The organism is Kocuria sp. GQ42, assembly GCF_059758435.1.
In genome coordinates, this window is the sequence record NZ_JCAXEN010000002.1 from 219819 (window position 1) to 243747 (window position 23929).

Below are 23929 nucleotides of genomic sequence, written 5' to 3' on the forward strand. Positions count from 1 at the left end.
GCGCCGCCTCACAGGCGCGCCGCGCCCCGGTGAGGCCGAGTTGACCCCCGGGAGCGGACGGGGACACGGTGCGGAAACACGCCCCGTCCAGACTGGGACGTGCCGGGAGCGGGGCACGTGCCGCGCGGGACCCGGCATCCTCCTGTCCGTCCAGCAACGGAGCCATGCCATGTCCTATGTGATGCCCGCCGACTTCGTCACGAAGATGATCGACGCCGGAGCGGCGAAGGTCGCCATGTCCACCCGCGACACCCTGATCCGTGCGTTCATGGCCGGTGCGATCCTCGCGCTCGCCGCGGCCTTCGCCGTCACCGTCACCGTGCGGACGGGCGAGCCGCTGCTCGGGGCCGTGCTCTTCCCGGTCGGGTTCTGCCTGCTGTACCTGCTGGGCTTCGACCTCCTGACCGGCGTGTTCACCCTCGTGCCGCTCGCGCTCATCGACAGGCGCCCCGGCGTCACCGTTCGCTCGATGCTGCGCAACTGGGGCCTGGTGTTCGCCGGCAACTTCGCCGGGGCGTTCGTCGTGGCCGTGCTGATGGCGATCATCTTCACCTACGGCTTCTCCCTGCCCCCGGACGAGGTCGGCCGCCAGATCGGCGAGATCGGCGAGGGCCGGACCGTCGGCTACGCCGAGTTCGGCGCCGCCGGGATGCTGACGCTGTTCGTCCGCGCCGTCCTGTGCAACTGGATGGTCTCCACCGGGGTGGTCGCCGCGATGATGTCCACCAGCGTCTCCGGCAAGGTGATCGCGATGTGGATGCCCATCATGCTGTTCTTCTACATGGGCTTCGAGCACTCGATCGTCAACATGTTCCTGTTCCCCTCCGGTCTGCTCCTCGGCGGCGACTTCTCGGTCATGGACTACCTCGTGTGGAACGAGATCCCCACCGTGCTCGGCAACCTGGTGGGCGGACTGACCTTCGTGGGACTCACCCTCTACGCCACCCACGCCCGCACCGGGGCGCCCCGCATCCGGCCGGCGGCGCAGGAGGACCGCGTCCCGGTCGCGTGAGCGCCGGATCCGGCCGACCCGTCCCCACCAGCTCGCCGACTCCCGAGGAGCCCCGCATGACCCCGATCCTGACCAAGTCCGACGCCGCCGACCTCGTGGTCGCCGCCCGGGTGCGCCGCGGCCTGTCCTGGCGCGAGATCGCCGACGAGATCCGCGCCCCGCACGTCTGGACGACCGCCGCGCTGCTGGGCCAGCACCCGATGACCCCGGAACAGGCCCGGCAGGTCTGCGACCTGCTGGGCCTGGACGGGACGGTCGCCGAGAGCCTGCAGCAGCAGCCGTCCCGCGGCAGCGACCCGGGGCGGATGACGGACCCCACGGTCTACCGCTTCGTCGAGGCGCTCTCCGTGTACGGGCCGGCCCTGAAGGAGCTCATCCACGAGGAGTTCGGCGACGGGATCATGAGCGCCATCAACTTCCGGGTCGACGTCTCCCGCCGGGCCGACCCGGACGGCGACCGCGTGGTGGTCACCTTCGACGGGAAGTTCCTCGACTACAAGTGGTGACGCCCCGCCCCTGACCCCGTTGCCTGCCCAGTCCCCCCGGTGCTCGCAGTTCCCCCGGATCGATCGGGGGGAACTGCGAGGACCGGGGGGACTCGGCGGTCGGGGCCGCTCGGCGTTCGGGCCGCTCAGCGGCGGGGCGTCACCGAGCGGAGCGTCACCGAGCGGGGGAGCCACCGGGCGCGCCGTGCACCGGGGCCGCCGCGCCCGGCCAGACCCGACCGCAGCGCGGCGACGTCCTCGGGGCCGGCCCCCGGGGACCACTCCGTGGTGCCCGGCGCGTAGAGGGCCCGCTCCACGTCCCGGCCGAGCCGCCCCAGCGCCGGCGCGGCGGCCGGCACCACGGCGCCGAGCCGGTCCACGTAGGCTCGGGGTGTCTCCGCGGCGGCGCGGCCCAGCCCGTGGTCGACACCCAGGTCCTCGACCTCCGCCCACCCCGCCATGGCCCGATCGGCCGCCGGCGCCTGCGCATCGCCCAGCACCCGCATCCGGCGCCGTCGCCGCCGGGACCGGAGGAGCCGGGGGAGGGCGGCCAGCAGGGCGAGCAGCGCGGCGGCCAGGATCCCGGCCAGCCACGGCAGCCACCCGTCCGGTCCGGCGTCGTGGTCGGGCTCCGGCGCGGCGGGGGCCTCCGGGGTCGGCACGGCGGTCGGCTCGGCGGAGGGGGCGTCCTCGTCGGGGCTGTCCGCCGTGCTCGCCGGGGTGGGGGCGTCGGTCGGCTCGCCGGTGGGCTCCGCGGTGGCCTCGCCCTCCTGCGACTGCCCGTCCCCGTCCTGCGGCCCCTCCGCGGCGTAGCCGGGGAGGTCGCCGGTGCCGGGGGTCGGCTCGAAGCGCACCCACCCGGACCCCTCGAACCACAGCTCCGGCCACGCGTGCGCGTCGCGGGGCAAGACCGTGAAGGCGCCCGCCTCCGCCGCGTCCCCGAACGGCTCGTCGGTATCCGCCGACCCGTCCGGGGCGGCGCCGGTGGCCGGGAGGTAGCCGACCGCCACGCGGGCGGGGATGCCGAGCTCCCGGGCCATGACGGCCATCGCCGGGGCGAAGTGCCCGGCGTAGCCCGTGCGCACGGCCAGGAACTCCTCGAGGGAGGCCATGCCGCCGGCGTCGTAGCCCTGCGCGAGCGGGGCGTCCACGTCGTAGCGGAACTCGTCCGAGCGCAGCCACTCCTGCAGGGCCAGGGCCTGGTCGAAGGCGGTGGGGGCGTCCCCCGCCCGCTCCCGGGCCGCGTCCCGGAGGGCGGCCGGGGTCTCGCCCGGCAGCTCGCGGAACGGGGCGAGCTCCGGGGAGTCCGGCGCGGCGGGGGCCTCGCGCAGCCGCGCGGACGTGGGCTCGGGCACGATCGAGCGGACCTCGTAGGCGGTGCCCTCCGGCGGGACCTGCTCCCCGTGCACGGTGAGGTCGAGCGGGCTCCAGGCCCACTCGCCGTCCCCGAGCCCCGCCACGTCCACGGGCGCCCACGGCAGCGGCAGCCAGCGGTCGGACCAGTCCCGCAGCTCCACGGCGGTGCTGCGCTCGGGGCCCTCGCCCACCGGGTGCAGCGGGGTGGGGCCGAGGTCGTCGAGCTCGGGGTCCAGCCCGGTGGTGTCCGGGAACCACTCCGCCCCGGAGAAGTCGGCGAGGGTGAGCACCCGCAGCAGCTCGGGCTCGTCCGTGCTCGTGGTGTACTCGAGGCGCGGCAGCTGCTGCGCGGAGCGCAGGTCCTGTCCCACGGCCCGCAGCGGCCCCACCCCGGAGGCGCGCTCGCCGGCGAGACCGCTGCCCTGGGGGAACGCGCCGTTGACGAAACCGGGGACCAGGCCCGGGACCAGCAGGGTCACCGCGAGCACACCGGCGCCCACCACGAGGGCCCGCGGCCAGCTGCCCGGCGCCGCGGCGGTGCGGGGCTCGCGGACCGCGCCGAAGCGCCGTCCGCCGCCGAGCAGGACCAGGGCCGCGAGCACCGCGGCCGCCGTCCCGGCCGCGCCCACGCTTCCGGGCAGCACCAGGGCGGGCGCCACCAGCAGCGCCAGCACGCCGAGGGCGCTGAGCCCCGGCAGCCGCAGCGTCACGAGCACCGTGTCCACGAACAGGGTCACGAGACCCGTGGCGAGGGCGGCGACGAACGCGAGCGCCGCGCCCCCCGGATACGGGGCCGGCCGCTCCGCGACGATCCCGGCCGCCTCCCGCCACAGCTCCGCGCCGAGGGACAGGCTCTCGGAGGTGGGCACGAGGCCGAGCAGCGCGGGCTCGCGCAGGAACAGCAGCGTGAGCACGAGCGTCAGGGCGCCGGCGCCGAACAGGGGCGCCAGCAGGCCCGGCAGCCGCAGCACGCGGGACGTCGTGGTCGCCACGACCACGGCGAGGGCCGCGAGCAGCGCGCCGGGGACCCAGCCCGCGCCGTCGAGGACCCCGGTCAGCGCCACGAGGGACAGCCCGACCGCCACGAGCACCGTGCCGGCCAGGCCCAGCACAGCGCCCACCGGGCGGCGGCCCGTCCCGGCGTCCTCCGGCGGCCCGTCGGTCTCCGGCGGGCGGGCGGGCGCAGGGGCGCGGACGGCCGCGCTCACCGGACGGCCCCGGCCGCGCGGGCCCCGGAGCCCAGCTGCGCCCACGCGTCCTCGGGCGCGGCGGAGGCCGGCACGACGACGACGGACCAGCCCGCCGCCTCGAGCACCCCCGCCCCGTCTGGGACGTGGTCGGGGGAGGAGGTCACCAGCACCGCGCTGCCCGCGGCCGCCCGCCGCGTGCCGCCCAGGACCCGCTCGGCGGCCGCCGCGCACAGGTCCCCCGAGACCAGCAGCACGGGGTGGACCAGGCCGTCGCGGTCGAACCGCTCGGCCAGCGCGTCCTCGGCGGTCCCGCCGGTCCCCGTCTCCCGGGGTGCGGGCTCGGGGCGGACCCGCGCGAGCCCGTGCCGGGCGTCCTCGGCGCCGTCGTCGGTGACGGCGGTGGCGCGGGTGCGGGCGGGAGCGTCGTCGTCGTCCTCGCCGCCGCGGGGGAGCGGGCGCCCGAAGGTGTCGAGGGCGTGCAGGGCGGTCTCGCGCTGGGTGAGGTGCTCGAGCACGGCGGCCGTGAAGGAGACGGCCCACTCGAACTCGGCGGTGCTGGGGAGCACACCGGCCCACAGGCGCTCCCCGGGCCAGGAGGTCTCGTCGCGGTCCAGGACCAGGGTGAGGCGGCGGGTGCTGCGGGGGTCCTCCTGGCGGACCATCAACCGGCCGTGCTTCGCGGAGGCGGCCCAGTGCACCCGGCGCATCGGGTCGCCGTGCCGGTACTCGCGGGTGGTGACGTTGTCGGGGCCCGGCTGCGGCTGCGCGGTCCGGGACGGGTCGGTGCCGGACTCCCGCAGCCGGTCGGCGCTGATCTCCGGCAGCTCCACGGGGTCCGGGGCCACGTGCAGGGACGTGCGCTCGGAGGCGTCGAGCAGCTCGGCGGCGAGGCCGAACGGGTCGGCCACCCGCACGGTGGCCGGTCCCAGCGCGTACACGCCCCGGCGGCGGGGGCGCACGGTGTAGGCGGCGGGCTCCCCGCCGGCCTCCACGACCAGCTCGCGGTCCCCGCCCAGCGGCTCCGGGACCGTCTCGTGCACGGCGACCGCCCCGGTGACCGTCCCGCCGCGCCGGGTCCGGTGCCGCACGCGCAGCCGGACCACGGCGGAGTCCCCGGCCGTCACCAGCGCCGGGTCCACGCCGCGCTTGAGCAGCACCCTGGGCTTCACCACGTACAGGGACAGGGCCGCGAACAGGGGGGCGCCGCCGAGGAACAGGGCCAGCGCCAGCACGTCCTTGCGGCCCAGCCAGGTGGCCAGCAGCAGGCACAGGGCGCCCGCCCCCAGGAAGGCCCAGCCGCGCCCCGTAAACCGGGCGCGGGAGTCCACGGGCTGCTCCGCCCGCTCGCCCTCCGCCGTGCGCCCCGGCGCCGGCCGGCGCCTCATCGGGTCCGGGGGGTGTGCTCGGCCGGGACCCGCACCTCGTCCAGCACCGCCCGCACCAGCTCCTCCGCGGAGTCGGTGCCGGCGCGCCGGTCCAGGATCAGGCGGTGGGCGAGCACCGGCACCGCGACCGCCCGCACGTCGTCGGGCAGCACGTACTCGCGCCCGCTCAGGGCGGCCTCCGCGCGAGCGGCGGCCTGCAGCTGGAGCAGCGCCCGGGGGCTGGCGCCCAGCCGGATCTGGGGGTGCGAGCGCGTGGCCTGGCCCAGGGCCACGATGTAGGCGCGCACCGCGTCCGAGACGTGGATGCCGCGCACGTGCGCCACCAGGCGGGCCGCGTCCTCGAGGGAGACCACCGGCTGCAGGCCCTCCAGCGGGGAGCCGCCGCCGTGGTCGACGAGCATCGTCATCTCCGCCGCGGTGTCCGGGTAGCCCATCGAGATCCGGGCCGTGAACCGGTCCCGCTGCGCCTCCGGCAGCGGGAACGTGCCGTCCATCTCCACGGGGTTCTGCGTGGCCACCACCATGAACGGGGTCGACAGCCGGTAGGTCGTGCCGTCCGCCGTGACCTGGCCCTCCGCCATGCACTCGAGCAGTGCGGACTGCGTCTTGGCCGAGGCCCGGTTGATCTCGTCCCCGATCACCACGTTGGCGAACACCGGGCCGGGCTTGAACTCGAACTCGCGCCGGGCCTGGTCGTAGACCGAGACGCCCGTGATGTCCGTGGGCAGTAGGTCCGGGGTGAACTGCACGCGCGAGACCGTTCCGCCGATCGCGGTGGCCAGCGTGCGCGCCAGCATGGTCTTGCCCACGCCCGGCACGTCCTCGACCAGCAGGTGCCCGCCGGCCAGCAGCACGCTCAGGGCCGTGCGCGCCGCCTCCGGCTTGCCGTCGATCACCGCGTTGATCCGGTCCAGGATCGCCTGCGTGTACTGGGGGAAGGACTCCATGGGCTCCTCGGCTTCCTGCTGGGGCGTCTGGTCCCAGTATGTCTGCCCGGCCCCAGCTCGTAGATTGGTCGGAGCCCGCGTGTTCCCCGAATCCCTTCCCCGTTCCCCTTCCCTTCTCCGAGACCTCCTGAGGTGCCGCCCGTGACCGACCCCAACGCCACCCTCCTCGCCGCCTCCCTGTGGCCCGACCCCGCCGACCGGCCCGCGCCCGAACCCGGTGCGGCCCCCGCCGCCTACGAGCCCGAGCACTACGCCGTGCCCGAGGACGTCCCCGCGGGGGAGGGCACCCGGCGCCGTTCCGCCCAGGCCGACGACGGGCGCCGCCGCAACCTCTCCTACCCGCCCGCGCCGGAGCCGCTGCCGCACCCGGTGGCCGACAACCACACCCACCTGGACCTGCAGGACGGCCGGGTCCAGGTCTCGGTCCGGGACGCCGCGGACGCCGCCGCCCTCGCCGGGGTGGTCGGGCTCGTCCAGGTCGGCTGCGACGTCCCGTCCTCCCGCTTCGCCGTGGCCGCCGCCGAGGCCGACCCCCGGGTGCTGGCCGCCGTGGCGCTGCACCCCAACGAGGCGCCGAAGCTCGCGGCCGCCGGGACCCTCGACGAGGCGCTCGCCGCGATCCGCGCGCTGGGGCAGCACGAGCGGGTCCGGGCCTTCGGCGAGACCGGTCTCGACTACTACCGCACCGAGGGAGAGGGACGGGAGCACCAGAAGCGGTCCTTCCGGGAGCACATCCGCTTCGCCAAGGAGACCGGCAAGGCGCTGCAGATCCACGACCGGGACGCCCACACCGACGTCGTCGCCGTCCTGCTGGAGGAGGGCGCCCCCGAGCGCACCGTGTTCCACTGCTTCTCCGGGGACGAGGAGCTCGCGCGCACCTGCAACGAGCACGGCTGGTACATGTCCTTCTCCGGGACCGTCACCTTCAAGAACAGCCACGACCTCAAGGCCGCGCTGCGCACCGCCCGCCCTGAGCTGGTGCTCACCGAGACCGACGCGCCGTTCCTCACCCCCCACCCGTACCGGGGCCGGCCCAACGCCAGCTACGTGGTCAACTACACGGTGCGCGGCATGGCGGGCATCCTCGAGCAGGAGCTCGAGCCGCTGTGCGAGCGCCTCTGGGCGAACACCCTCGAGGTGTACGGCCCCTTCTGACCCGCGGCGCCCCCGTTTCCCGCCCCGCCCCCGCCGAGCCCCCACACCTTGGCCCCTTCACCCGCCGAGTCCCCAAAGTGCTCGCACTTCCCCAGAAACTCTCTGGGGAAGTGCGAGCACTTTGGGGACTCGGCGGGCCAGCGGCGGGCCAGTGGCGGGCACGCGGCGGGCCGGGAGGGATGGAGCCTGGGTCAGCGGGGCGTTGCCGTGCGGCGCAGTGCGGCCGAGATCCGGTCGACGGTCGCGGCCGGGGTACGGACGACGTCGTGCCAACCGACCCGGATGACGGTCCACCCGAGCTCTTGGATCTCGACCTCGCGCCGCCGTTCGTTGCGGATCACCGTGGCCGGGGAGTCGCTGTACTTGCTCTCGCCGTCGAACTCGAGCACCAGCCGCTGCTCGGGCCATGCGAAGTCGGCCCGGTAAGTCCCCGTCCGGCCCACGATCACCCACTGCAGCTCCGGCGCCGGCAGGACGGACTCCGCCAGCATGAGGCGGGTGAGGGTCTCACCCACGGATTCGGAGCGCGTGTCCATGGCGGCGAGCACGCGCCGAGCTCTGCGCACGCCGCGTCGGCCGGCCCACTCCGGCAGTCGTTGCTCCAACCGGGCCCGCGTGAGACCGAAACGGTGCGCCTGGTCCGCCAGGACCACGGCGTCCGTGAAAGGCAGCAGGCGGGCGCAGTCCAGCAGTGTTCGTTCGCCTGTTGTCGCGCGCAGCCCGCCGACCGTGACGATGTCGGACGCCGGCAGGGGCTCCTGGTGCCTCACGATGCCGGCGTATCCGTTGTGGGTTCCCTGTCCCGGCCGGGTGAGCGTGTGCAGACGGGCCGGGACGCGCCGAAGATCCAGGCCGTGCACCAGGGCCGCCGAGGCGAGACAGAAGATCGGCGGCACGGAGGCAGCCCGGCTGAGCGCCCGGTGCCGGAGCAGCGCCTGCTCCTCGGGTCTGAGCCGCAAATAGGTGTCCGACGCCGTGAAGTAGCCAGGGTGGACCTGGTGGAGATCTCCGTCGCGGAGGCGGCGCCGGATCCCCCGGCCGCTGAGGCCGGTGTCGTGCAGCTGGTTGAGGCTCATGGGCTCGGTCATGACTCCGTGATAGGTCCGGCGCTGGCCGAGCGGGCTGGTGCCGCCGCCACGGGGAACAACAATCCGGAGCGACCGCGCAGCAGGTAAATGGGGAGTGCGAATGCGGTGCTCGCCGAGCCCCCACTGCGGTCGCATATCCCCAGCATTCCTCTGGGGACATGCGACCGCAGTGGGGGCTCGGCGGCGAGGGGGGGGCGGAACGTGGGGGCTCGGCGGCGAAGGGGGCCAGGGCACCGGGCCGATACGATGGGGCGGTGACAGAATCCACCGTGCCAGAGCCCGCCGCCCGCGCCCTGCTGGGGCCCGCGGAGATCCGGGCGCTCGCCGAGCAGCTCGGGATCCGGCCGACCAAGACGCTGGGGCAGAACTTCGTGATCGACCCCAACACGATCCGGCGGATCATCGCCGCCGCGCGGCTGGGGGAGCACGAGACGGTGCTCGAGGTGGGGCCGGGCCTCGGCTCGCTGACCCTGGGGCTGCTGGACGCCGCCGAGCAGGTCGTGGCGGTGGAGATCGACCCCCCGCTGGCGGCGCAGCTGCCGCACACGGTGGAGCGGCTGCGTCCCGAGCTGGCCGGGCGGCTGACCGTGCTCGAGCAGGACGCCATGCGCGTGCAGGAGCTGCCCGCCGAGCCGACCGCCCTGGTGGCGAACCTGCCGTACAACGTGGCCGTCCCGGTGCTGCTGCACCTGCTGGCCCGCTTCCCCTCGATCCGCCGCGGGCTGGTCATGGTGCAGGAGGAGGTCGCGGACCGGCTGGCCGCGGCGCCGGGCTCCAAGGTGTACGGGGTGCCGTCGGTCAAGGCGTCCTGGTACGCCGAGGTCACCAAGGCCGGGACGATCGGGAAGAACGTGTTCTGGCCGGCCCCGAAGATCGCCTCGGGGCTGGTGCGCTTCGTCCGCCGCGAGCAGCCGGTGGCGGACGTGGACCGGGAGCTGGTCTTCGCCGCGGTGGACGCGGCCTTCGCCCAGCGGCGCAAGACCCTGCGGGCCGCCCTCGCCGGCTGGGCGGGCTCCGCCGCGGCGGCCGGCGAGATCCTCGAGGCCGCCGGGATCGACCCTGGGGAGCGCGGGGAGAGGCTGGACGTCCACGAGTTCGCCCGGATCGCGCAGGCCGGCGCCGCCGCGGGCCTGACCGCCGGGGTGCGCGGGGCATGACCACGGTGCTGCTCACGGAGCGTGCCGGCGCGCCCGGCAAGGTCAACCTGTTCTTCGCCGCGGGCCCGCCGCGCCCGGACGGCTACCACGACGTCGCGAGCCTGTACTGCGCGGTGAGCACGGGGGAGACCGTGACGGCCACGCTGACCCGGGGCACCGGCACCACCGTGGGCGTGGCGGCGGTCCCGGGCTCGCTCGTGGCCCAGCAGCTCGACCGCGGGACGTTCTCCCTGGACGCGGTGCCCACCGACGGGTCCAACCTGGCTGTCCGGGCCGCCGAGGCCGTGCTCGCCCGCTTCCCGCCCCTGACCGGCGGGCTGCACCTGCAGCTCGACAAGGCCGTGCCCGTGGCCGGCGGCATGGGCGGGGGCTCCGCGGACGCCGCGGCGGCCCTGGTCGCCGTGAACCGGCTCGCCGCCCGCGTCTCGGGGGAGCCCGCGCTCGACGACGACGCGCTGCTGGAGCTCGCGGCCGGTCTCGGCGCCGACGTGCCGTTCGCGCTGACGGGCGGGGCCGCGGTCGGCACCGGGACGGGATCCCGGCTGCGCCCGGTGGCGGTCGGAGCGACGCTGCACCTGGTCCTCGTGGCGGCCGAGGCGGGCCTGTCGACGCCCGCCGTCTACGCGGAGCTGGACCGGCTGCGCGCGGACGAGGACGTCCCGGCGCCGCGGCTTCCGGACGACCTCGAGGCGGTCCTGGGCGCCGGGGCGGCCGGCGAGCTGGCCCCGCTGCTGGCCAACGACCTGCAGGCCGCGGCCCTGTCCCTCGCGCCGCAGCTGGGGCCGGTGCTGGCCGCGGGCGCGGCCGCCGGCGCCCTGGCGAGCTTCGTGTCCGGGTCCGGGCCCACGGTGGCGCACCTGGTGGCGGACGCCGCCGCGGCCGAGGACCTCGCGGACGTGCTCAGGGGCCAGGGAGCGCCCGCTCTCGCGGTGCGTGCTCCCTGACCCCTGGCCTCCGGCCGCCGGCGCCTGGATCTGACCTGACCTCCCGGGTTCAGGCGGCGCCGGCGGACGATCAGCGGTGCTGCGGCGCGGCGTCCCGGGCCGGCGCGGCGTCCGTGCCCGGGCGCACCTGGCGCTGCACCACGAACGCGGGGACCACGGCGGCGCCGCGGCCGCTGAGCCGCTCGAAGCGCTCCTGGAACCGGCGCAGCCGGCCCCGGGGCTCCACGGCCAGCACCACGCCGTCCACCCGGTCGGTCAGGGCGGCGAGCTCGGCGGCACCCGCGCGGGGCGGGACCGTGGCCACGAGCAGCGAGGGCGTGGTGTCGTCCATGCCCAGCCAGTCGGTGTCGCCCAGCGGGCCCACGGCGTCCGTGAGGGTGCGGGTGTCCACGACCTCCACGGTGCCGCCCCACGAGGAGACGACGGCGTCCAGGGCCTGGACGACCACGGTGGCCTGTCCGGGCAGGGCCGAGTGCACGGCGATCCGGGAGCCGGGCCGCGGCACCGCGCGGTCCTCGTCCTGGGAGAGCCGGCGCAGCAGCTCGAGCGCGCCGTCCTCGTCGTCCACGGAGTTCAGCACCACGGCGGGCGAACCGGTCCCGTCGGCGAGCCGGTCGGGCCGGCGCACGCTGCGGTCGGCCCGCTCCCGGAACGCCCCGGCGAGGGCGCCGAGGACCAGGCCGCCGACCACGCCGCCGGCCACGAAGAGCGGGATGCCGGCCGAGGAGGGCTCCTGCGGCGGCGTGGCCTCGCTGATCACGCGGCCCGGCGTCGGGGCGATGAGGGCGAGGGCCGTGCGCTGCTCGCGCAGCTGGCGCAGGCTGGAGGAGTCGTCGTCGCTGCGCTCGAGGCCGGCGATGGACTCGTCGATGCGCTGCAGCGTGTCGTCGGCGGTGGTCTGCACGTCCTCGCCGCGGTCGGCGAGGTAGGCGGTGGCCAGGGCGTTGGCGCGCTCGGCGGCCTGGTTCGGATCGTCGCCGGTCACCGTCACGCGGAGCACCTGGGTGTCGTCCGGGGCGGTGGTCGAGAGCCGCTCGAGCAGGTCCTCGGCCAGCGCGGGGTCGGCCTCCTCGACGGGGACGTCCTGCAGCAGGGCGGCGGCCCGCAGGGTGATGCGCTGGGAGGCCATCGTGGCCATCTCCGTCTGCATCTCGACCTCGTCGTAGCCGGAGTCGCCGGTGAGCGGGTTCACCGCGCTCGGCGTGACGGTCATCGAGGCGGTCGCCTGGTAGGTCGGCGGCCACAGCAGACCCGCCACGAGGGCGGCGGCCAGCACGACGAGCCAGGTGCTGAGGATCGTGGGCCACCGGTGCAGGACGCGGCGCCACGCGGGCGTCGGGTCCGCCGGCTCCGGCCGGTTCGGCCGGGCCCGGACGGTGTCGTCCCGGGTTCGGCGCCGTTCGGCGCCGATGGTGTTCAGAGTCTCGCTCATGTGGATTTCCCCCCTGGTGGATCGCGGGTCGTCTCGGATGGAGCGGCCGTGCCCGGCGTCCGCCCCCCGGCGGATCGCCGACCCCGGCCCCGGGAAGCGCTGCCGGGTCCAGCCCGGCCGGCCACGTCCTGATTCCGATGTCGATCGATTGAAATGTTACAGATGCAAACTCATCGGGACCACAGCAGGACCCGGTGATCCCGTGGTCTCTTCGGACCACACGCCTCGGCGTCCGTCCCCCGGACGGCGGCGCGGCCCCGGAGCACGAGGACCGCCCCCGCGCCGGCCACGAGCAGGCCGGTCAGCGCGAGGTGGACGAGCAGACCCGTGGTGGTGGTGCCGAGCAGGGCGCGGACGGCCAGCCCGCCCCCGCCCGTGAGCACGGCCGCGGCCGCGGCGATGGCGCCCACCACGGACCAGCGCGGGGCGATGCCGAGCAGCCGCACGGACTGGAACAGGGCCAGGCCCGTGTCGGTGAGCACGGACGCCGCCCACGCCGTGGCGGCTCCCACGAGGCCCCACTGCGGGATCAGCCACAGGTTCAGGGCCACGGCCACGGCCAGGGCCGCGGACTTGTTCATCAGCTGCCACCGGCTGCGCCCGGCCATCAGCAGCAGGGACTGCACGCCGCCGGCCGAGACGGCCAGGAGCATGGCGGTGGCGATGACGAGCATCGCGGGGTAGCCGGACTCGAAGCCCTCGCCGAAGATGGACAGGACCACCGGCCCGAACAGCAGCAGGGTGAGGTAGAAGGGCCAGGCGCCGGCCACGAGCACGGCGGTGGTGCGGGTGAACACGGAGCGGGCGGTGGCGAGGTCGTCGACCGCCAGCGCCGCGCTGATGGACGGTCCGGTGACCATGCGCGCGGTGTGGTCGAGCATGGCGCCCACCCGGATGCACCGGTTGACCACGCCGTAGACGCCCGCCGCGGCGGGGCCCAGGAACGCGGCCACGAGCAGCACGTCGAGCCACTCGAGCAGCGCCTCGACCACCGCGGTCACGCCGCGGGCGGAGGAGAAGGACCAGAACGCCCGCCGCTGCTGGTGCGGCTCCGGCGGGGGAGCGGCCCCGGGCCGGTCGCGCAGGTCCCGGAGACAGCGGCGCAGCAGCAGGAGGGCGAGCACGGCGACCACGGCGACCGGTGCCGTCCACGCCGCCGTGAGGGCGAGCAGCCCGCCGCCGGCGACGACGACGGCGAGGACGCCGAGCACCCGCAGCGAGGGCAGCACCACGTTCTGCAGGAAGGAGAAGGTCGGCACCCGGTGCAGCCCGCGCAGGGCGCCGAAGGCGAGGTTGAGCACGGCGCCCAGCACGAGGAAGGGCGCCGCGAGCAGCACGGCGGGGCCCACGCCGTCGGGCAGGGCCCCGGGCACGGCCGTGAGCACGGCCGCGGTGGCGGCGACGCCCGCGGCGAGCACGAGCACCGGCCGGGCCGCGATCCGCAGCACCCCGCGCACCGCGGCGCCCTGGCCCCGGGCGGTGAGGGCGGGGACCGCCCGCACCAGCCCGGTGTCGGCGCCGAAGGTGGACAGGGTGGTGGCGATCGCCAGCACGGCCACCACCTGGAAGAACTGACCGGCCGCCGCCGCGCCCGAGGCGTTGGAGACCACCAGCGTGGCGGCGAAGGCGAGGCCCGCGCCGGTGACCACGAAGGCGAAGGTCAGCGACCCCGAGCGCGCCAGCGGCTGCGCGCTCACAGCCCCTCCCCGTAGCGCCGGGAGCGCAGCAGCACGGCCAGGCTCAGGCTGATCAGGATGAACTGCACCGCGTCGAGGCCGTAGTAGGTGAAGAACAGGCACGCGGCCACGGGCGCGGAGTGCACGAGCAGCCCGGTGGTGGTGCGGACCTTCAGCGTCAGCAGCGTGGTCCCGTGCAGGTAGGCCACGAACAGGCCCAGGCCCACGAGCCCGTAGCAGAACATGAGGGTCCAGACGTAGCCCTGGGTGCCCATCTCGATGCCGACGGTCTCGTCGTACAGCGGCGCCCCGTAGCCGAGCAGCGGGGAGTCCAGGGTGGCCAGGAACGTGTCCCGGTACAGGTCGGAGCGGGTGCCCGTGCTGTCGCTGTACTCCTGGCGGCCCAGGATCCGTTCGACCGCGCCGCTGGCCACGAGCCACCCGCCGACGGCGGCCGTGCCGGCGACCCCGGCCAGGGCCACCCCGATCCGGCCCCGCAGGACCATCCGGACCATCACGTAGCCGAGCGCCACCGCGATGCCGAGGAACATGCCCCGGTTGGTGGTCGCCACGGCCGGAGCGAGCGAGGCCACCAGCCCGGCCACGATCAGCAGGTGCCGGGCGCGGAAGCGGACGGTGGTGAGGTAGGCGAGGACCAGGGGCGTGAGGAGCACGAACCCGGAGCCCCACCCGTTGGTGTACGGGAACGGGGCGGCCGGCCGGTTGTACGGCTCGGGCGCGCCCCAGGGGAGCTGGACCTCCGCCAGGGGCGGGAAGAAGAAGTTCTGCACCAGCGCGTTGGAGGTGATGCCCTCCGGCAGCAGCAGGCCGATCGGGGTGGTCAGCCGCGCCTCGGGGATCACGAACGTCAGCAGGCCCAGTCCCACGAGCGTGGCCCACGCGACCACGGCGGCCCGCAGGAACCGCCGGTGGTCCAGCGTCTCCCGGGCGTTCCAGTAGTAGACGAAGTAGATCAGCGCGGCGAAGATGTTCACCCAGCGCAGCGCGAAGCCCATCCAGGAGCCGAACCCCTCGATCTGCACCGAGCTCGCCGCCATCCACAGCAGGAACACCACCAGCAGCCAGGCCGGCCACGGGACCGCCACCGAGCGGTGGAGCACGAGCAGGAAGAGCATGACCACGGCGAGCAGCGCCGGGGCGAACTGCAGGGCGCCGGAGGCCCAGATCAGCGGCAGCCCCCAGAACAGGACCAGCAGCGGCCAGGCGGGCAGGACGCCGGTGCTGCGGCGGACCGGGGCCGGCCGCACCACCGAGGGGCTCAGGAGCGCCACGGCCGCCTCACACCCCTCTGCCGAAGAAGGACACGGCGTTCTGCAGCCGCTCGGCGCTGACCGCGCCGGTCGCCACGGCCAGGGCGCCCCACGCCCGCAGCTGGCCGCGGTCCCGGCGCAGCGCCGCCCGCGCCCACCGGACCGCCTCCCGGCGGTCGCCGCGGGCGGCGTGGGCGAACGCGACCTGGCCGGCCATCAGGGCCGTGCCCTGGTCCGAGGTCTCGAACTCGGGGAACTTGCGCAGCATGTAGGTCAGGGCGTCGGCCATGTCCCCCCACTGCTGGCGGAAGAAGGAGGGCCGGTCCCAGCGCACGGTCAGCACGGTCTCGGGCACGGAGTGCACCGGGGCGTGCCGGGCCAGGCGCAGCAGCAGGTCGTAGTCCTCGCCGTAGGAGGACGGCAGGTCCTCGTCGACGAGGCCCACGGGCCCGTACAGGTCGGCGCGGCGGCAGATCAGCGCCGAGGGGTGGATCTCCATCATCCGGTCGGCCAGCAGCTCCGGGAAGGTGGCCACGGCCTGCGGGACGCGCCGGATGGTGCGCTCGTGGGAGACGATGTCGATCGCGCCGGCGATCGCGGAGGCCTCCGGGTGCCGGTGCCAGTGCGCCACCTGCCGGGTGAGCTTGCGCGGGGCCCACACGTCGTCGTCGTCGCAGAAGGCGATGATCTCCCCGGTGGCCGCGTGGATGCCCGTGTTGCGGGCGCCCACCAGGCCCGGGGACCGGGTGTTGGGCACGGTGCGCAGCTCCACGCCGGCCGGGACCTCGACGTCCGTGAGCGGGTCGACCTCGATCCGGTCGAAGACCACGACGACCTGCAGCGGGCCGGCGTAGTCCTGCTCGACGATCGCGCGGACCGCCTCGCGGAGCATCTCGGGCCGCCCGGCGGTGGCGATCAGGACGGACACGGACGGGTGGGCGGTGCGGAAGCCTGCGGCGGTGGTAGTGGCGGCGGCGGCCGGGGCCGGGGCGAGGACGTCAGCGGACATGGCGGGTGCTCCTGTCGGTCGGGAGGGCGCCGACGGCGTCGGCGTCCGGGTCGGTGGCGGCGGGCCGTGCGGTCAGCCCCAGGTACTTGCGCCGCATGGAGACCGCGCTGATCGCCGCGAGGGCGGCCAGCAGGATCGCGTAGGCGGGCAGGAAGAGCGCGGGGAGCCCCCAGAGGAGGAAGATCCAGCAGGTGACCCCCGCGTCGGTGGGCAGGTTGAGGAAGGAGCGCAGCGTCCCGCCCGCGGGTGGCCCGGCGATCCCGCCCTTGCGCCGCAGCTGCTCGGCGAGGATCTGGCTCATGAACTGGCCGACCTCCACGAGCACGAACAGCGCGGCGAGCACCGCGAGGGCCGCGGCCGGGAACGCCTCGGGCCGCGGGTGCAGCAGGGCGGCGGCCGCCACGGCCAGGTGCAGCGCCGGGGTCCGGATCGAGTCGACCACGTGGTCGAGCCACTCCCCGGCCGGCGAGCCGGTGCCGGTGAGCCGGGCCACCTGCCCGTCGGCGGAGTCCAGGACGTAGCCGGCCGCGAGGAACAGGGCGACGACGACGCCCGTGGCCGGGGTGGGCGGGGCCGCCACGAGCACGACCAGCCCCGCCGCGGAGAGGACCGCGCTGAGGGCGGTCACCCCGTTGGGAGTCAGTCCCGCCGCGGCGGCCCGCGCAGCGGCGTAGCGGGCCAGCGGGCGGTTCACCCACCGGGTGTACGCAGGGACCCCCTGGCCGGGCTTCTGCGCCGCGCGCAGCCCGGCCAGGGCCTCCTCGTAGCTCGGACGGCGCCGCGGGGCGGCGGTGTCGGTGGTGCTCATCAGGCGTTCGCCTCCGTGCTGGGCACGAGCTCGAGGTCGAAGGTCGTGTCGGTGGTGTTCGTCCAGTTGGAGTGCACCTCGGCGGCGATCACGTTCCTGCCGTTGCGCAGCGCCGACGCGGGGATCTCGACCACGACCGGGGCGGCCATCGCGGTGGCCGTCCGGCGCGGCGCCAGCGCGTAGGTCCCGGGGCCCAGGTCGCCGTCCGGCAGGTTGTCCCGGACGACCTCCTTGCCGTTGACGTAGACCGCGACGGCGTCGTCGGCCCGGGTGGTGAGCGTGAGCTTCCCGTACTTGGAGGCGTCGGCCACGTCCAGGGATCGGCGGTAGTACGTGGTCAGCGGACGCGTGCCGTCGGCCACGAGCGTGGTCTTCACCGACGAGTCACCCCAGCCGAGCACGGCCGAGCCCTGCTTCCACCCGGCGTCGTCGAACGCCGTGCCGGCCCAGTCGTCGGCCGGCGGGTTCGCCCGGTCGTGGTGGTACCGCCAGGTGGCGCCCTCGGCGACCAGCGCGTCCGGCTCCTCGGCCGGGGGCTCCTCCGCGGGCGGCGCCGGCTGCGTGCCGGGGGTGACGACCGCGGAGAGCTCGAAGGTCGCGTCGGTGGTGTTCGTCCAGTTGGAGTGCACCTCGGCGGCGATCACGTTCTTGCCCGTCTTCAGCGCCGATCCGGGCACCTCGACCACGACCGGGTCCGCCACCGCGGTGGCGGTCCGGCGCGGGGCCGTCGCGTAGGTGCCGGGGCCGAGGTCGCCGTCGGGCAGGTTGTCCCGGGCGACCTCCTTGCCGTTGACGTAGACCGCCACGGCGTCGTCGGCGCGGGTGGTGAGGGTCAGCTTCGCCACCTCGGACGCGTCCGCCACGTCCACCTCCTTGCGGTAGTAGGTGGTGAGCGGGCGGGTGCCGTCGGCCACGAGCGTGGTCTTCACCGAGGAGTCGCCCCAGCCGAGCACGGCCGAGCCCTGCTTCCACGCGGCGTCGTCGAAGCCGGTGCCGGCCCAGTCCTCGGCCGGCGGGTTGGCGCGGTCGTGGTGGTACTTCCACGTGGCGCCCTCGGCGACCAGCGTGTTCGGAACGGCCGGCTCGTCGGCCGGGGGCTCCTCCGCGGGAGGTTCCTCCGCGGGCGGCTCCTCGGCCGGCGGCTCCTCGGCCGGCGGCTCCTCCGCCGGGGGCGCCGGCTGCGTGCCGGCGGTGACCACCGCGGAGAGGTCGAAGGTGGCGTCGGTGGTGTTCGTCCAGCTGGAGTGCATCTGGGCGGAGATCACGTTCTTGCCGGTCCTCAGCGCCGATCCGGGCACCTCGACCACGACCGGCTCGGCCACGGCGGTGGCGGTCCGGCGCGCGGACAGCGCCCACGGCGTGTCCTCGAGCGAGCCCTCGGCGACGTTGGAGCGGACCACTTCCTTGCCGTTGACGAACACGACCACACCGTCGTCGGCGCGGGTGGTGAGGGTCAGCTTGGCCACCTTGGTGGCGTCGGCCACGTCCACGGTCCGGCGGAACTGGGTGACGATCGGGCGGGTGCCGTCGGCCACGAGCGTGGTCTTGACCGAGGCGTCGTTCCAGCCGAGCACGGCCGAGCCCTGCTTCCAGGAGGAGTCGTCGTAGTCGGCGGCCGTCCAGTTCGCCCCGGGCGAGACGTCGCGGTTGTGGTGGTACTTCCAGGTGGCGCCCTCGGCGATCAGGGTGCTGGTGCCGGGCTCGGGCTCGGGCTGCGGCTCCGGGGCCGGCTGCGAGCCGGCCACCACCACCGGGGTGGAGGCGGAGACGTTGCCCGCGGCGTCCGCCGCGCGCACCGCGTACCGGGCGGCGTCCACATGCGGGACCTTCAGGCTGGTGCCCGTGGCGGTGCCGATGGGCCGGTCGTTGCGCAGCACCTGGTAGGTCACGCCGGACTCGGGGGCCGCCGTCCAGGAGAGGGCGGCGGAGTCGCCGTCCCGGGCGACCTTGAGGCCCGAGGGCGCAGCGGGGGCCTTGGCGTCCCGCGGGGCGAAGCGGAGGAATCCGCCGGACCACTGCGCGGCGCCGGAGGTGGAGACGCTGCGGTTGATGTCGCCGCCGGTCCACAGGACCCCGTTGCTGTCCACGAGGGTGGCCCACACGCCCCAGCCGCCGAAGCCCTTGATGTCCGGGTTGAAGCCGGGCAGGTACTTGCCGCCGGCGGCGTCCCACGCGCCGATCGCGTTGATCCGGTCGGCGACGGTCACGGGCTGGGTGTTGCCCCCGGCCTTGATCCACTTGGTGGCGCCGGCGTTGAACCAGTGGAAGCAGTGGCAGGCGCCGTAGACGGTGTCGTCGGTGGAGGTGATCGCCTGGATGTCACCGCCCAGGGAGGTGATGCCCCAGGAGGTGCGCTGGAAGGTCGAGCGGTCGTAGCCGAACATCGAGTGCTCGGCGCCGCCGGCCCACACGGTGTTCCCCTGCTCGCGCACGGCGAGCTGGAAGGCCGTCTGGCCGGGGTTGGCGTAGTCCACGGGCACGGACGGCTCCCAGGTCCAGGTGTCCAGCGGGGCGCCGGCGGTGGTGCGCACCGCGGCCAGGCGGAACGCCGAGGCGCCCTGGGACTGGTTGAAGTACCCGGCGGCGTAGAGCCGGTCGCCCTTGGCGGAGGCGTCCACACTCGTCACGGTGCCGTTGAACTCGGGGTTCCAGCCGGCGTCCGGGGTGCGCGTGGAGATCTTCACGCGGGCGCCGGACCGGGCGTAGACCTTGCCGGTGGCCTGCCCGCCGCTGAGGTGGGTGAAGGCCCCGCCCAGGTACAGGTGGTCGCCCTGCACGTCCAGCGTCCGGACCTGCAGCACGCCGCCGGTCAGCAGGTTCTCCACCTTGAGGTTCCAGGCGGTGTCGACCTTGCCGGTCGTGGAGTCGAGCACCACGAAGCCGGGGGCGCTCACGCCGTTGACGGTGCTGAAGCGCCCGCCCACGGCCAGCCGGTTGTTCGGCAGCTCGGCGAGGGCCTTCACCTGGCCGTTGAAGACCGGGCGGAAGTCGGTGCGCAGCTCCCCGGTGTTGACGTCGAAGGCCGCCAGGTAGGACTGGGCCACGCGCCCGGTGCCGGCCGCGTTGCGCTGCATCGCCTTGAAGTTGCCGCCGGCGAAGACCGTGCTCCCGATCTGCTCGAAGGCCTGCACCTCCGTGTTCATCTCCTCGCCCTGACCGTCGGCGCGCTCCACGGCGCCCCACTTCGTGGGCTCGGCGCCGCTGTTGGGCAGGGCCCGCTGGGCGGCCGCGGCGGTGCCGGAGTCCGGGATCGCCTTGCCGGTGAACGCCTGCTGGGTGACCTTGGGCCGCAGGTACATCTGGGTGAAGGGGATGGCGCCCTTCCCGCCGGCGGTGGGCGTCCACAGGTAGGTGGTGCTCGTGTTGCTGCCGGTCACGCCGTCGCCGTAGCGGAAGCCGCGCTGCCAGCTGGTCTCGGCGACGTCCTGGAAGCGGACGCGGGCGGTGCCGGTGTTCGTGCCGAAGTCGTTGGTGGTGCCGGTGGTCCCGGAGGCCACACCGGTGCCGTAGACCAGGGAGAAGGAGGTGACCGGGGTGCGGGAGCCGAACGTCCAGTTCCAGTACGGCTTGGCGGAGATCTTCATCCGCCCCTCCTGCCAGGTGGTGCCCCCGGCGTCACGGGCCCGGCGGATCCGGATGCCGTCCTCGAGGGAGTCGGGCCGCTGCCCGTTCAGGAGCTCGTCGACCGTCTCGGAGGGCAGCTGCTTGGGCGCGAAGGCCGCGGTGCCCGTGACCGTGGAGGAGACGTCCTTGGGCGTGCCCAGGCCCTGGTAGTACTCCTTCCAGTCGTTGCGGCCGCGGCCCACGAGGACCCAGCCGCCGCCGTCGGTCACCTGGTCGCAGTAGAACTGCTCGGGTGCGGTCATGGCCGGGGTGACCAGCCAGTAGACGCCGGAGGCGGACTTCGGGTCCTTCTGCTTGATCTCCCAGCAGGACGCCGCGGCCGAGGCCGCGGTCTTGCCGTCCACCGGCGGCGCCTCGGCGGCGCCCACCGGGACGGAGGTCAGCAGCGTCGCGGCGACGGCCAGCACGGTGCCGATGCCCAGGGACGCCTTGGTGCGGGCCGTGCGCGCACGGCGCCGGCTCCTGTCCGCCCGGGGCGGAGTGTTCGTGTTTCCCATGGTGTGGTTCCTCAACAGGTTCGTGCGGACGGATCAGCAGGTCGGGTCGTCGGGGAAGCCGTGCTGGACGACTTGCCAGGACTGGCCCGGTTGGCGGAAGAGGTCGTAGTTGTGCAGGACCCTGCGGTCCTTCTGCTTGCCGCTGACGACCACGCCGTCGCTGTCCACGACGGTGACCTCGGAGGAGTCCAGGCAGACGGTGACGCGCACGGCCTCGCCGTCGTCCGTGGGCAGCGGGGCGGAGACGGGATCGCCGACGACGACGGGCGCACCGCGCTGCTCCCAGCCCTGGTGCTCGAACTCGGCCAGGGACGCGAGGACCTCCTGGAGGGCGGCGCCGGCGGCGGACTCCTCGGCCGCCGCGACGACGGCCGGGTCCAGCTCGGCGGGCTCGTCCCCGCCGCCGAGCTCGGCGGAGGACTCCGGGTTGGCCGGGTCCGCCGGGGCCGGGCGGTCGGACGGGACGAAGGCCTCCTGGGCCTCGAGCACCGCCTCGATCTGCTCGACCTCGGGCGCGTCGGCGGCCACGGGCGCCGCCGAGGGCAGGTCCTTGGCGCGGACCTCCTGCGGCGTCTCCAGCTCCACCACGGTGGACGCCTCGAGGGCGTCGGCCGCCGGGTCGTCCGTGGCGCCGGCGGCGCCGCAGCCGGTCAGGACGCCGGCGAGCAGGAGCCCGCCCAGCACCGTGCGGGCTGTTCGGGCAGTGGGACCTCGAGTGCTCGATGTGCACGACAGGTCAAGGATCATGTCAGCTCCCCCCAGATCTGAACTTCCGGCGCCGAGTGGCCGGCGCCGCGGTGATCCGCCGTGGGTTGTGGGTCGAGGGACCCCCGCGGCGTTCCGGACGTCCCCACGCCCGGATTCATTGGATCGCATGGAGTCTAACCCCGGCGTTAACGATCGGGAACGGGATCCGATGTCCCCTTTTGTGACCCGGATTATCAGATGCAAACGCGGGTTTCTCCGCAGTAGGGTGAGGCGATCACCGGAATTCCCAGGAGCAAACAGGGGTCCGGACGCAGCACGGGACGGCCGCGGCTCGGGGGAGCGCGGCGTCCGGCGAACGCAGGGAGACGTTGTGGCGGGGGAGACAGCAGGACCGGTTCCGGCAGGGGCGCGCCGGCGTCCGAGGGCGCAGCTGCCCGTGCGGCAGTTCGCGCATCTCGACGCGATGCGGGCCGCCGCGGTGATGCTCGTGGTGCTCGCGCACGCGGGGCTCGAGGTGGTGCCGGGGGGCAGCGGGGTGACGATCTTCTTCGTCATCTCCGGGTTCATCATCACGCACTTGGTGCTCAAGGAGCACCGGCGCACCGGGGGTTTCGACATCGCGGGGTTCTACCGCCGGCGGGCCCTGAAGCTGGCCCCGCCGCTGCTGGTGGCCCTGGTGCTGCCCACCGCCCTGTACGCGTGGCTGGTGCGGCCGGTGAGTCTCGGGGACTTCCTGGGGCAGGTCTTCTTCTTCTTCAACTGGCGCTACACGGACTCCCAGGTGGACGTCCTGCCCGGCTCGATCGTGGTGTGGAGCCTGTCCATCGAGGAGCAGTTCTACGTGGCGTTCGCGCTGATCTGGCTGCTGCTCGTGGGCCGGCGCCGTCCGGCCACCGCGCTGGCGGTGCTGGCGGGGACCGCCGCGCTCGCCTCGGCGGGCGCGCGGGTGGCCCTGCACCTGGGCGGGGCCAGTGCGGACCGGATCTACTTCGGCACGGACACCCGGCTCGAGGCCATCGCGATCGGGGTGCTCGCCGCCGTCTGGTACGCCCGCACCACCGGGGAGCGTACGCCCGGAGGGCGTTCCACCCGAGAGAGTGCTGCCGGCGCCCCCGCGTGGTGGGGCCGGGACCGGGTCCTGGTGCTGGCGGTGCTGCTGTACCTGGCGTCGCTGCTGATCCGGGACGAGCTCTTCCGCGAGACCGTCCGCTACACGGCCCAGGCGGTGGCGGCCTGCCTGGTGGTGCTCTGGGGCCTGCACGGGCCCACCGGCCGGATCGGGACCCGGGTCCTGGCGGGGATGCGGTGGAAGCCGATCCAGCTGCTGGGGCTGGCCAGCTACAGCATCTACCTGCTCCACCTGGGCGCCGGGCACGCGCTGAGCGCGGTGTTCGGGGAGCTGCCGGGTCCGGCCGGGGTGGCCCTGCGCGTGGTGGTGGGCACCGCGGCCGGCATCGCCTGCTGGTGGTGCGTCGAGGAGCCCGTGGCCCGCTGGCACCACCGCCGCCGGGCCGATCGCCGCCCCGCGGCGGCCGCAGCCCCGGTGCCCGCCGGGCGGACGTCGGGCTAGACCGACACCTGCCCGTCCGCTGCGGACGGGCGGGCCCACAGATTTCCGCCGCGCACCCGAGGTGCCCGCGGCGAGCAGACCGAGAGGGACCCCCGGCGCAGGCCGGGCGGTCCACCGGGCCGGGGCTGAGGAGGCCCCGGCAGGATCCCGAGGGGGGAATGACTGACATGAGCACCGACAAGCACGCACCGCGCGTGGGGTACGCGGCCGGGGCGTTCGACCTGTTCCACGTGGGGCACCTGAACATCCTGCGCCAGGCCAAGATGCACTGCGACCGCCTGATCGCCGGGGTCGTCTCGGACGACCTGATCGAGATCACCAAGGGCCACCGGCCCGTGGTCTCCCTGCGCGAGCGGATGGAGATCGTCGAGCACATCCGCTACGTGGACCAGGTCCACGCCGAGGTGCTGCTGGACAAGCTGGACACCTGGCAGGAGCTGCGCTTCGACGTGTTCTTCAAGGGTGACGACTGGCGCGGCACCCCGAAGGGGGAGCGCCTCGAGCGGGAGTTCGCGGCGGTGGGCGTGGAGGTCGTGTACTTCCCGTACACGGTCCACACCTCCTCCACGAAGCTGCGGGCCGCCCTCGAGGTGCTCTCGCTCCCGGTGGGCTGAG

General features: G+C 74.9%; 18 protein-coding genes. 7 read left to right on the forward strand and 11 right to left on the reverse strand.

The genetic code is table 11. The annotated features are described in order from the left end of the window. Nucleotides 1-169: 169 nt before the first annotated feature. Both AC6CH6_RS06585 and cynS read left to right on the forward strand, forming a co-directional pair. Complete coding sequence (locus tag AC6CH6_RS06585) at nucleotides 170-1012, forward strand: formate/nitrite transporter family protein (protein ID WP_115162401.1); 843 nt, start codon at nucleotides 170-172, stop codon at nucleotides 1010-1012. A 56-nt stretch (nucleotides 1013-1068) separates the two neighbouring features. Then, nucleotides 1069-1518 (forward strand): cyanase, encoded by a 450-nt coding sequence (gene cynS, locus AC6CH6_RS06590; RefSeq protein ID WP_498254507.1) that lies wholly within the window; start codon nucleotides 1069-1071, stop codon nucleotides 1516-1518. Between the two features lie 125 nt (nucleotides 1519-1643). Here the strand turns inward: cynS and AC6CH6_RS06595 are convergent, their stop codons facing one another. Genes AC6CH6_RS06595 through AC6CH6_RS06605 form a run of 3 tightly spaced genes read right to left on the reverse strand, consistent with a single transcriptional unit; the run spans nucleotide 1644 to nucleotide 6375 of the window. After that, on the reverse strand, nucleotides 1644-4061 hold the full coding sequence (locus tag AC6CH6_RS06595; protein ID WP_498254508.1) for a transglutaminase TgpA family protein: 2418 nt from the start codon (nucleotides 4059-4061) through the stop codon (nucleotides 1644-1646). Next, nucleotides 4058-5428: a DUF58 domain-containing protein gene (locus tag AC6CH6_RS06600; RefSeq protein WP_498254509.1), complete on the reverse strand. Its 1371-nt coding sequence runs from the start codon at nucleotides 5426-5428 to the stop codon at nucleotides 4058-4060. Before AC6CH6_RS06600 ends, AC6CH6_RS06595 begins: the two co-directional genes overlap by 4 nt. After that, nucleotides 5425-6375: an AAA family ATPase gene (locus tag AC6CH6_RS06605; RefSeq protein ID WP_133411494.1), complete on the reverse strand. Its 951-nt coding sequence runs from the start codon at nucleotides 6373-6375 to the stop codon at nucleotides 5425-5427. Before AC6CH6_RS06605 ends, AC6CH6_RS06600 begins: the two co-directional genes overlap by 4 nt. 141 nt (nucleotides 6376-6516) lie before the next feature. Here AC6CH6_RS06605 and AC6CH6_RS06610 point away from each other — a divergent pair, with 141 nt between their 5' ends. After that, nucleotides 6517-7530 (forward strand): TatD family hydrolase, encoded by a 1014-nt coding sequence (locus AC6CH6_RS06610; protein ID WP_498254510.1) that lies wholly within the window; start codon nucleotides 6517-6519, stop codon nucleotides 7528-7530. A gap of 191 nt (nucleotides 7531-7721) precedes the next feature. Here the strand turns inward: AC6CH6_RS06610 and AC6CH6_RS06615 are convergent, their stop codons facing one another. After that, complete coding sequence (locus tag AC6CH6_RS06615) at nucleotides 7722-8618, reverse strand: type IV toxin-antitoxin system AbiEi family antitoxin (protein WP_498254511.1); 897 nt, start codon at nucleotides 8616-8618, stop codon at nucleotides 7722-7724. A 269-nt stretch (nucleotides 8619-8887) separates the two neighbouring features. Between AC6CH6_RS06615 and rsmA the strand changes: the two genes are divergently transcribed. Both rsmA and AC6CH6_RS06625 read left to right on the forward strand, forming a co-directional pair. Beyond that, the gene (rsmA, locus tag AC6CH6_RS06620) at nucleotides 8888-9775 is read left to right on the forward strand and encodes a 16S rRNA (adenine(1518)-N(6)/adenine(1519)-N(6))-dimethyltransferase RsmA (RefSeq protein WP_498254512.1); all 888 of its coding nucleotides are present in this window, start codon (nucleotides 8888-8890) and stop codon (nucleotides 9773-9775) included. Continuing rightward, on the forward strand, nucleotides 9772-10719 hold the full coding sequence (locus AC6CH6_RS06625; RefSeq protein ID WP_498254513.1) for a 4-(cytidine 5'-diphospho)-2-C-methyl-D-erythritol kinase: 948 nt from the start codon (nucleotides 9772-9774) through the stop codon (nucleotides 10717-10719). The genes rsmA and AC6CH6_RS06625 overlap by 4 nt, the downstream gene beginning before the upstream one ends. Nucleotides 10720-10789: 70 nt before the next feature. Here AC6CH6_RS06625 and AC6CH6_RS06630 read toward each other — a convergent pair whose 3' ends face one another. From AC6CH6_RS06630 to AC6CH6_RS06660, 7 genes are all read right to left on the reverse strand, one after another. Further along, nucleotides 10790-12151, reverse strand: coding sequence for a hypothetical protein (locus AC6CH6_RS06630; protein WP_498254514.1), 1362 nt, complete (start codon nucleotides 12149-12151; stop codon nucleotides 10790-10792). Nucleotides 12152-12321: 170 nt separating this feature from the next. After that, the gene (locus tag AC6CH6_RS06635; RefSeq protein WP_498254515.1) at nucleotides 12322-13848 is read right to left on the reverse strand and encodes a lipopolysaccharide biosynthesis protein; all 1527 of its coding nucleotides are present in this window, start codon (nucleotides 13846-13848) and stop codon (nucleotides 12322-12324) included. After that, on the reverse strand, nucleotides 13845-15119 hold the full coding sequence (locus tag AC6CH6_RS06640) for an O-antigen ligase family protein (protein ID WP_498254516.1): 1275 nt from the start codon (nucleotides 15117-15119) through the stop codon (nucleotides 13845-13847). Before AC6CH6_RS06640 ends, AC6CH6_RS06635 begins: the two co-directional genes overlap by 4 nt. A 7-nt stretch (nucleotides 15120-15126) precedes the next feature. Next, nucleotides 15127-16107, reverse strand: coding sequence for a glycosyltransferase family 2 protein (locus tag AC6CH6_RS06645; RefSeq protein WP_498254517.1), 981 nt, complete (start codon nucleotides 16105-16107; stop codon nucleotides 15127-15129). Then, nucleotides 16097-16915, reverse strand: a complete 819-nt coding sequence (locus AC6CH6_RS06650; protein ID WP_498254518.1) for a CDP-alcohol phosphatidyltransferase family protein — start codon at nucleotides 16913-16915, stop codon at nucleotides 16097-16099. The genes AC6CH6_RS06645 and AC6CH6_RS06650 overlap by 11 nt, the downstream gene beginning before the upstream one ends. Next, nucleotides 16915-21036 carry a fibrinogen-like YCDxxxxGGGW domain-containing protein gene (locus tag AC6CH6_RS06655; RefSeq protein ID WP_498254519.1) on the reverse strand — a complete coding sequence of 1374 codons (4122 nt, stop codon included), beginning with the start codon at nucleotides 21034-21036 and terminating at the stop codon, nucleotides 16915-16917. The genes AC6CH6_RS06650 and AC6CH6_RS06655 overlap by 1 nt, the downstream gene beginning before the upstream one ends. 33 nt (nucleotides 21037-21069) lie before the next feature. Then, on the reverse strand, nucleotides 21070-21783 hold the full coding sequence (locus AC6CH6_RS06660; protein WP_133411483.1) for a hypothetical protein: 714 nt from the start codon (nucleotides 21781-21783) through the stop codon (nucleotides 21070-21072). A gap of 397 nt (nucleotides 21784-22180) precedes the next feature. Here AC6CH6_RS06660 and AC6CH6_RS06665 point away from each other — a divergent pair, with 397 nt between their 5' ends. After that, nucleotides 22181-23314: an acyltransferase family protein gene (locus AC6CH6_RS06665; protein ID WP_498254520.1), complete on the forward strand. Its 1134-nt coding sequence runs from the start codon at nucleotides 22181-22183 to the stop codon at nucleotides 23312-23314. Nucleotides 23315-23481: 167 nt separating this feature from the next. Then, nucleotides 23482-23928, forward strand: a complete 447-nt coding sequence (locus tag AC6CH6_RS06670; protein ID WP_115162414.1) for an FAD synthase family protein — start codon at nucleotides 23482-23484, stop codon at nucleotides 23926-23928. Nucleotide 23929 lies beyond the last annotated feature (1 nt).

What these genes read in the sequence shown, in the direction of transcription:
- AC6CH6_RS06585 (WP_115162401.1), top strand. Translation starts at nt 170, where the DNA reads ATGTCCTATGTGATGCCCGCCGACTTCGTCACGAAGATGATCGACGCC.
- cynS (WP_498254507.1), top strand. Translation starts at nt 1,069, where the DNA reads ATGACCCCGATCCTGACCAAGTCCGACGCCGCCGACCTCGTGGTCGCC.
- AC6CH6_RS06600 (WP_498254509.1), bottom strand. Translation starts at nt 5,428, where the DNA reads ATGAGGCGCCGGCCGGCGCCGGGGCGCACGGCGGAGGGCGAGCGGGCG.
- AC6CH6_RS06605 (WP_133411494.1), bottom strand. Translation starts at nt 6,375, where the DNA reads ATGGAGTCCTTCCCCCAGTACACGCAGGCGATCCTGGACCGGATCAAC.
- AC6CH6_RS06615 (WP_498254511.1), bottom strand. Translation starts at nt 8,618, where the DNA reads ATGACCGAGCCCATGAGCCTCAACCAGCTGCACGACACCGGCCTCAGC.
- AC6CH6_RS06625 (WP_498254513.1), top strand. Translation starts at nt 9,772, where the DNA reads ATGACCACGGTGCTGCTCACGGAGCGTGCCGGCGCGCCCGGCAAGGTC.
- AC6CH6_RS06630 (WP_498254514.1), bottom strand. Translation starts at nt 12,151, where the DNA reads ATGAGCGAGACTCTGAACACCATCGGCGCCGAACGGCGCCGAACCCGG.
- AC6CH6_RS06645 (WP_498254517.1), bottom strand. Translation starts at nt 16,107, where the DNA reads ATGTCCGCTGACGTCCTCGCCCCGGCCCCGGCCGCCGCCGCCACTACC.
- AC6CH6_RS06650 (WP_498254518.1), bottom strand. Translation starts at nt 16,915, where the DNA reads ATGAGCACCACCGACACCGCCGCCCCGCGGCGCCGTCCGAGCTACGAG.
- AC6CH6_RS06655 (WP_498254519.1), bottom strand. Translation starts at nt 21,036, where the DNA reads ATGGGAAACACGAACACTCCGCCCCGGGCGGACAGGAGCCGGCGCCGT.
- AC6CH6_RS06660 (WP_133411483.1), bottom strand. Translation starts at nt 21,783, where the DNA reads ATGATCCTTGACCTGTCGTGCACATCGAGCACTCGAGGTCCCACTGCC.
- AC6CH6_RS06670 (WP_115162414.1), top strand. Translation starts at nt 23,482, where the DNA reads ATGAGCACCGACAAGCACGCACCGCGCGTGGGGTACGCGGCCGGGGCG.